The sequence below is a fragment of the Snodgrassella sp. genome, assembly GCF_024103505.1.
GTDB lineage: Bacteria > Pseudomonadota > Gammaproteobacteria > Burkholderiales > Neisseriaceae > Snodgrassella > Snodgrassella communis.
In genome coordinates, this window is sequence record NZ_JAGGIJ010000005.1 from 189,265 (window position 1) to 198,005 (window position 8,741).

Here is an 8,741-nt window from a genome sequence, read left to right on the forward strand (position 1 = left end):
AGAGCAAAAACGGGCGTCATATCCACAGAAATGACAACTCGACTCTGAACAGATTTTGCCGTATATAATGCCAACATAAAGGCTTTTAACATGCATATGAACATATCATTTCGTCAGGCAGGTAAAGGGCTCGTCAGCTTTATCGTCGGTTTGCTGATTGCAACCATAATCATCGCTGGCATCCTGTTCTACCTAAACAAAAGCAAATCAGATTTCAAAATGCCTGATACTCCTCCTACTACTACTGCTCCACCACAGCCAGAAATACTCACACCAAACAATGGAGCATCTACTACCCAGCCATTTATACCTAATAGTATTCCATCTTCAACAACCGCCAGCGAAACACAAGTAGCACCTGCTGCCTCACAGCCGGTTAACTTAAATGGCATTGAAAGTGAAGTCATTACAAACCACACACCACCAATCCAGCATACAGAGCCGCATAAGGTTCCAGATAAAACACCCCCGAAAGCACCGGTTGCACCCAACCATGCACACGTCACTCCAGAACAGATATTAAGTAACGGCAGTCTGGAAAAGGCTCAGCAGGCAGTAGAAAAACAGCATACTGATAGTAAAGTCTATCTGCAAATCGGTTCCTTTAACAATCGTACCGATGCCGATGCACAGCGCGCCAAATTAGTCATGCTAGGTATCAACAGCAGCGTACATACTGCCAAAGTTAACGGTACAATCAAATACCGTGTTCAGACCGATAAACTCAGCCAGAATCAGGCCGGCGAAATTAAAAAAACCTTGCAACAACACAATATTGATAGCCTGACCAGAGCAGCATCCTGAATCAGCCAGCTTTAATAACACCAGGGAATCAACATGCTTAAAAAAATCATCACCATCATAGCTACCACACTGGCATTTACCAGCGGAGTAGCACAGGCAGCATTAGTTAACGTAGACTACGTCGTACTCGACAAGCCTATCCCGCAACTACACAAAAACAAAGTAGAGGTACTGGAATTCTTCTCCTACAGCTGTATCCATTGTTCACATCTTGAACCATACATACTCAAGGAAATGAAATCTTTCGCTCCCGATACCTATCTGCGTCCAGTGCACGTTGTCTGGGATGATAATGTTTACTACAATCTGGCTCGAGTTGCCGCAGCCGTAAACAGTACCGGCATGAAACTAAACGCAGACCCAGTAATTTTTGATGCCATCTTTACCAAACACATCGAATTATGGCAACCTGACGTATTCAAAAAATGGGCGGTACAGCAAACCGCATTTGATGGGCAAAAACTTGTCAAAGCCTATAACAGTCAGGAAAACTCTGCCATCGCTACCGACATGCGCAAATTGAGTGAAAAATACAACATTCAGGCTACACCAATCGTAATAGTTGGAGGCAAGTACCAACTACAATTTCCGCGAGGATATCAGGCAGGAATGGTTACATTAAATGAATTAATTGAAAAAGTACGCAATGAGAATGGCATTAGCGTAGCAACTACCCGTAAACTACCGAAAAGCATAGGAGCCTCATTGGCTGCTTCTGCAAATCGATAGATTTCAGACAACAAACCAAACAATAGTGTGTTTACCCTTAAACACACTATTGTTTTGCTGTTTTGCGTAGAAAACATGACATCAATACACAAACCACAGTAAATAAAAATGGACATTATCTTATTTCTAAAAGCCCTGATACTAGGGATCGTAGAAGGCTTAACCGAGTTCTTACCTGTTTCCAGTACTGGCCACCTGATTGTTGTCGGCAATCTGCTCAAATTTCAGACCACAGGCGAAGTATTCGACATCACCATTCAGCTAGGCGCAATCCTTGCCATTGTGTTTGAATACAAGCATCGCTTTGCCCATATCATCACCCATATCGGCAAAGAACCTGCCACCAACCGCTTTGTTCTCAATCTAGCTATCGCCTTTATCCCTGCGGCTATCGTTGGATTACTGTTCAACAAACAAATCAAACATTTCCTGTTTAACCCCGTCACCGTGGCCACCGCTCTTGTTATCGGCGGCCTCCTCATTCTCTGGATTGAAAAGCGCCAGAGCCACATAGAACCCAAAGTCAAAAACGTTGAACAAATGCGTCCGCGCGATGCCCTAGTAGTAGGGCTGGCACAAATCTTAGCGCTGATTCCAGGCACCTCACGCTCCGGCAGTACCATTATGGGTGGGATGCTATGGGGTATTGAACGCAAAGCAGCCACAGAATTTTCATTTTTTCTGGCCGTACCCGTAATGATTGCTGCCACCGGTTACGATATGCTCAAGCATATGAGTGAATTTACCCGGGACGATCTACTTCTTATCGCTATCGGCTTTATAGCAGCATTTCTATCCGCGCTCGTAGCCGTTAAAGCATTGCTGCGTTTTGTTGCCCACAAAAACTATATTCCCTTCGCCTGGTACCGGATTATATTTGGTGGCATCATCTTGCTTACCTGGGCCACAGGCTGGGTAAAATGGTAATCCAGCCATAATTGTCACTGGTCTATAAACGTTAAATTGTGATAAAGTGATGTTTTAACAGACTCCCAGGCACAGCATCTTACCTGCCTTTTCTCGTCTACGTCACACTGCTCCCACGGATTCAGTGTGGCTTGTATTTTGTGAGGAATACCAATGCAGTCTTGGCAATTGCCCGAATACATTGCCGACATCCTTCCATCAGCCGCGCGCCAGCTCGAAAGTGCCAAAGAACAACTATTAGCACTTTATCGCGTTCATGGCTATGAGCTTGTCAGCCCTCCTCTACTTGAATACAGCCAATCCTTACTTACCCGTATTGATGAAGGCTTGTCCCTAAAAACCATCCGCGTTGTCGATCAGCTCAGCGGTCGCCAGCTTGGCCTGCGTGCAGACATTACCCCGCAGGTTGCCCGTATTGATGCCCATCTGCTTTCAGCCAATAGCGGCGTGAACCGCTTATGCTATGCCGGCTCAGTACTGCATGCGCGCCCAGATGGCTTTTTAAGCACACGCGAACCTCTACAAATCGGAGCAGAACTATACGGCCATGCCGGAATCGAATCAGACATAGAACTGATTGACCTAATGCTAAAAAGTCTGGCTGTCGTCAACGTTCCAGAACTAACCCTATCACTGGGCCATATAGGCATTTTTCATGCCCTAGCCAAAGCAGCCAACCTAGAAACACAGCAAGCCACCACCCTGTTGCAGCTTATGCAGGCTAAAAACGCCGCTGCCGTCCGACAGCGTGTACAGCAATGGCAACTTCCGGAACAATGGATTAACGCATTCGAAGCATTACCCACATTATATGGCACCCAAAAAGTATTACACACTGCCATGACCACATTGCCGGATTTACCGGAAATCTGCGAAGCATTGCAGCAACTACAGCATATCTGCACCGCTTTTGCCAACCACAATATATTTATCGACCTGAGCGAACTGCGCGTAGACAACTACCATACCGGATTATTGTTTGCCGCCTACAGCGCAGATTGGCCAGATGCACTGGCACGTGGCGGCCGTTATGATGGTCTGGGTAAATACTTCGGGCGCAGTCGCCCAGCCTCCGGTTTCAGTTTTGACCTACGTGATTTAATCGGGCATCTGCCTCCAGTAGAAAAACTGCGCGGCATAAGAGTCAGCGTACATGATGCCACCGCTGCAAAAAACGAAATAGAGCAACTGCGTTCAGCCGGTGAATGCGTCATCATCGATTACACCCCTGAAAGCAATAACATCAAAGGATGCGACCGCCAACTAGTCTGGCAAAACCAGCAATGGCAACTGATTCCCTTGTAGCACCAATTAACCCTTAGTATGAGCAGGTAAAACCATATGGCAAAAAACGTCGTCGTTGTCGGCACCCAATGGGGTGATGAAGGCAAAGGTAAAATAGTAGACTGGCTAACTGAGCGTGCCTCCGGCGTAGTACGGTATCAAGGAGGACATAATGCAGGCCATACCCTAGTAGTAAATGGCAAAAAAACCGTATTGCGGCTAATTCCCAGTGGCATCTTGCATACTGGCAAACGCTGTTTTATCGGTTCCGGTGTAGTTGTATCACCAGAAGCCCTACTCAGTGAAATGGCCGAATTGCAGCAAGCCGGTATCGATGTAACCAAACAACTTACCATTGCACCAACTTGCCCACTGATTCTGCCTTACCATATTGCACTGGATCATGCTCGCGAAGCAGCCAAAGGCGATAAAAAAATTGGAACAACCGGGCGTGGTATTGGCCCAGCCTATGAAGACAAAATTGCCCGACGTGCAGTACGCATCATGGATCTGTTTCAGCCGGATGTATTACAGCAGAAAATCAAAGACACAGTATCCATCTATAACTGTCAGCTTACCAACCTGTATGGTCAGCAAGCACTGGATGCAGAACAAATCTATCAGCAGACACTCAAGCTTGCAGAACAGATACAGCCAATGGTCGGAGATGTCTCCCGCGAACTGAACGAAATGAATGCCCGTGGTGAATCACTGCTATTTGAAGGAGCACAAGGTACCTTCCTTGATATCGACTACGGCACCTACCCTTATGTTACCTCTTCCAACTGCATTGCCGGTGCTGCTGCCGTTGGTTCAGGTGTTGGTCCCACCAAACTCAATTATGTATTAGGTATTGTTAAAGCCTATACCACCCGCGTCGGTTCTGGCCCGTTTCCGACCGAACTTTTCGACAGCGTTGGCGCAGGTCTGGCACAGCGGGGGAACGAATTTGGCGCAGTGACTGGCCGCCCGCGACGCTGCGGCTGGTTTGATGCAGCATTAATGAAACGCTCCATTCAAGTAAATGGCATTTCCGGATTGTGCCTCACCAAACTAGACGTCATGGATGGCATGGACAGCATTAACATCTGTGTAGGCTATGATTACAACGGCGCAAAAACAGATATTTTGCCTTGTGGTTCAGATGCCGTATCTGCCTGCACCCCCATCTACGAAACCCTACCAGGCTGGCAGGAAAGCACCTTCGGCTTAAAATCATATGATGCCCTACCAGACAATGCCAAAGCCTACCTAAAACGCATTGAAGAAATCTGCGGTGCACCAATTGCCATGATTTCTACCGGTCCAGACCGTGAAGAAACCATATTGCTACATCACCCGTATGAATAACTAACCAAAAAAGGAACCCATCTAACGATGGGTTCCTTTTTAAATAAAATTCATGCAAAACCTTAACATATACCATTTAATACTTTAACAATCCAGCCCATACCATCAACAAACTGAACTAACCACCTTAACCCACATCAGCAAACACATCAGCTTGACCTACAAAACAACCTACTTACTATCCATATACAAAGTAGCTCAGCTAAAAAGACCATGCCACCACAAAGACACACCAGCCATCCAGCGGCCAAACCAGCCAGCTTCACCGACACTATCCAGAGCCACCACCTCCTGCTGCGCCACTACCTGCTTACCAAACAGCAACTTCAGCGTACCCATACCCTGCCCTTTACGCACCGGTGCTACCACCGGCTGCACCGCCTCAAGCTCAGTTGATAACTGCTTTGCACCATCTGATGGCAAAGTAATATAGACATCACGCAAAAAACCCACAGCTACCTTACCAGTCGCCCCCTTATAAACAGCAATATCGGCAACCTTATGGTTGGCTGGATACAATCTAGTTGTATTAAAAGCAGTTAATGCCCACCCCAATAACTTACTGCCCTCTGCCGCTCTCGCCTCACTGCTGTCTGCCCCCACCAGCACCACAATCACCCTACGCTCATTACGCTTACTACTCACCGCCAGATTATAACCACCATTAATAGTATAACCCACAGCCAGCCCATCTACCTGATCATCCCGGAACAACAACAAATTACGGTTTAACTGAGTAACACCATTATAAGAAAATGATTTTTTAGCAAACCAACTCTGATATTGAGGAAAATCGCGTACCAATGCCTGTGCCAGCTGCAACAAATCACCCACACTGCTATATTGCCCTTCTGCCGGCAAGCCAGTGCAATTAACAAAATGAGTATTTTCCAGCCCCATCTTCTGTGCTTCCGCATTCATACGCCGTACAAACGCCTTCTCCCCCCCGCTAACCGCTTCAGCCAACGTAATCGCCGCATCATTGGCAGAAACCACCAACATACCCTGCACCACCGTTTCAACATTTACCGGCACACCCTGCTGTAAAAACATGCGGCTACCATCCGTATGCCAGCCAGCAGCTGAAATCTTCAGCGGTTGCCGAGCTTTTAACTTACCACTTTGCAAAGCATCAAAAACCAGATAAGCAGTCATCAGCTTTGTCAGAGCTGCTGGTTCAATACGTGCATCCTTATCCCGACTGGCCAGAATCATACCACTTTGTTCATCAGCAACCGCATAGGCAGCAGCATTGATCTCAGGCAAACCTACCGCCTGCGCTAAAGACAAAACACCCATCAGCATAGTCGCACAGAAGCAACGAAAAAAAATTCTCATCATATCTACTATCAAATCTAAATCCGAATTAACCCATACCAACCCTATTCTGTACCCATCATTATAAACAGTTACCTACCCAGAATAAGCCATATCAGCAAATTTACTTGCATAAAAAAAACAGTCGCGTTATCGTTAATTTTAGATTAAATAAGTTAAACAAATAATCCGCCCAACAAAATCAGCGATTCCTTAACAACAAACCATGAACAAGCACACCAAATATCTTACCCGCATTCTTACCGCCGCTGTTTACGATGTAGCCATCGAAACACCTCTAGATTATGCAACCAACCTATCCGACCGCCTAAACAACCACATCTGGCTGAAACGAGAAGACTTACAACCCGTATTCTCCTTTAAAATTCGCGGTGCCTACAACAAAATGGCCAAACTGCAACACAGCGTCCTCAAAAAAGGCGTGATTACCGCCTCTGCTGGTAATCACGCTCAGGGAGTAGCCCTTTCCGCCCAAAAACTAGGCTGTGAAGCAACCATCGTCATGCCCCAAACCACACCACAAATCAAAATTGACGCCGTCAAAAAACGCGGTGGCAAAGTAGTGCTGGCAGGAGAATCCTACAACGACGCCTATAACCATGCCATGCAACTAGTTGCCCAAAGCGGCCTCACCTACATCCCGCCCTTTGATGATCCCGATGTTATTGCCGGCCAAGGCACAATCGGCATGGAGATACTGCGCCAGCATCCCAAACCAATAGACGCCGTCTTTGTAGCAATAGGCGGTGGCGGCCTTGCTGCTGGAGTAGCTGCCTACATAAAAAACGTACGTCCTGAAATCAAAGTTATCGGCGTAGAAACCGAAGATGCCTGTGCCATGAAACAATCTATTGCTGCGGGTAAGCGCATCGAACTGACAGAAGTTGGCCTGTTTGCCGATGGCACCGCTGTTAAACTAGTAGGAGAAGAAACATTCAACCTATGCCGTGACCTGCTTGACGACATCATCGTAGTAGATACCGACAGCATCTGTGCCGCCATAAAAGATATTTTCGACAACACCCGTAGCATAACCGAAACTTCCGGTGCACTGGCACTTGCTGGCCTCAAAGCCTATATCAGCCGTCATCAGTGTCAACATCAGAACCTAATAGCAGTAACCAGTGGCGCAAACATAAACTTCCACCAGCTGCGCCATGTATCTGAGCGCTGTGAACTAACAGAAGGCCATGAAGGCATCTTTGCCGTTACCATTCCAGAAAAGCCGGGCAGCTTCCGCCATTTTATCGATTTAATCGGCAACAGAAGCATTACCGAATTCAATTATCGCTATGGCGACGACCACAAAGCCCATATCTTTGTCGGCATTCAAAGTAATAACTCCGCCGACTTACAGCACATTGCACAAGAACTAAACAGCAACGGCTTGCCAACACTGGACTTAACCCACAATGAAATGGCCAAACTACACATCCGTTACATGGTCGGCGGACGCACCAGCAAAGTAGCCAACGAACACCTCATAAGCTTTGAATTCCCTGAGCGACCGGGCGCATTAAGACGCTTCTTACTTCACATGCAATCAGATTGGAACATCACCCTGTTTCATTATCGCAATCATGGTGCCGACTTCGGCCGCGTCCTCATAGGTTTAGACATCCCCCCGGCCGATGCAGAAAAATTCCAGAATTTTCTGGATAATCTTGGCTACACCTATCAGGAACAAACCCACAATACAGCTTATCAGCTATTTCTGGGCGAACCAGCAAACCAACATTAATATCATTAATCTACATTATTCAAAACACAGAATAACAGCCCAGCTTATTACCATAACCACCAGTTCATCAACTAATCATTGATAAACTGGTTCATACCATAAATACTTAGCAAACCTAACAAACAAATAACAATATTCATAACACCATACCCATTCCCCTAATACCTAACAAAACACCTCATATATTTTATTTATCAAAATATTAAAACCATTAAAAAATAATAATAGAAAACAACCCAAAAATTAATTATAATTATAAAATATTTACATAAAAGAACTTGTAAAATGAAATCTTCCGCATATCGAATACTCAGCAGCAGTTAGTTAAAATCAAATAAACTGCCTATCCCAATCCCTCATTTATCATAAAAACCACTTATTACAGCCAGTAATTACCAGCATGTAGCACCAACGCACAGAACTTTACCGTTATATCAAACGGATTAACTTTATCTAAATCAAGAGCAGCTTAAAAACATCATTATCAACCAGTTTCAATTAGCACAATAGGTATAAAAATGAATAAAAACCGCTATAAAGTCATCTATAACAAACATCGCGGACAAAT

At 45.7% G+C, this 8,741-nt stretch carries 7 protein-coding genes; 6 read left to right on the forward strand and 1 reads right to left on the reverse strand.

Features of this window, described 5'->3' with window-relative positions; all coding sequences use genetic code 11:
• Nucleotides 1-90: 90 nt before the first annotated feature.
• The 5 genes from J6578_RS07025 (at nt 91) to J6578_RS07045 (ending at nt 5,094) form a co-directional block, all read left to right on the forward strand.
• Nucleotides 91-804, forward strand: a complete 714-nt coding sequence (locus J6578_RS07025; protein ID WP_287954190.1) for an SPOR domain-containing protein — start codon at nt 91-93, stop codon at nt 802-804.
• A gap of 33 nt (nt 805-837) precedes the next feature.
• Entirely contained in the window at nt 838-1,533 is a 696-nt protein-coding gene (locus tag J6578_RS07030; RefSeq protein WP_287954191.1) for a thiol:disulfide interchange protein DsbA/DsbL, read from the forward strand.
• 108 nt (nt 1,534-1,641) lie between these two features.
• Nucleotides 1,642-2,460, forward strand: a complete 819-nt coding sequence (locus tag J6578_RS07035; protein WP_093091611.1) for an undecaprenyl-diphosphate phosphatase — start codon at nt 1,642-1,644, stop codon at nt 2,458-2,460.
• A gap of 153 nt (nt 2,461-2,613) precedes the next feature.
• Nucleotides 2,614-3,765, forward strand: coding sequence for an ATP phosphoribosyltransferase regulatory subunit (locus tag J6578_RS07040; protein ID WP_239365229.1), 1,152 nt, complete (start codon nt 2,614-2,616; stop codon nt 3,763-3,765).
• A 36-nt stretch (nt 3,766-3,801) separates the two neighbouring features.
• Nucleotides 3,802-5,094 (forward strand): adenylosuccinate synthase, encoded by a 1,293-nt coding sequence (locus J6578_RS07045; protein ID WP_093091606.1) that lies wholly within the window; start codon nt 3,802-3,804, stop codon nt 5,092-5,094.
• A gap of 198 nt (nt 5,095-5,292) precedes the next feature.
• On the opposite strand, the gene J6578_RS07050 is transcribed toward J6578_RS07045, so the two are convergent.
• Nucleotides 5,293-6,435, reverse strand: coding sequence for a D-alanyl-D-alanine carboxypeptidase family protein (locus J6578_RS07050; protein ID WP_287954192.1), 1,143 nt, complete (start codon nt 6,433-6,435; stop codon nt 5,293-5,295).
• Nucleotides 6,436-6,637: 202 nt separating this feature from the next.
• Between J6578_RS07050 and ilvA the strand changes: the two genes are divergently transcribed.
• Nucleotides 6,638-8,173 (forward strand): threonine ammonia-lyase, biosynthetic, encoded by a 1,536-nt coding sequence (gene ilvA, locus J6578_RS07055; protein WP_287954193.1) that lies wholly within the window; start codon nt 6,638-6,640, stop codon nt 8,171-8,173.
• Nucleotides 8,174-8,741: the final 568 nt, after the last annotated feature.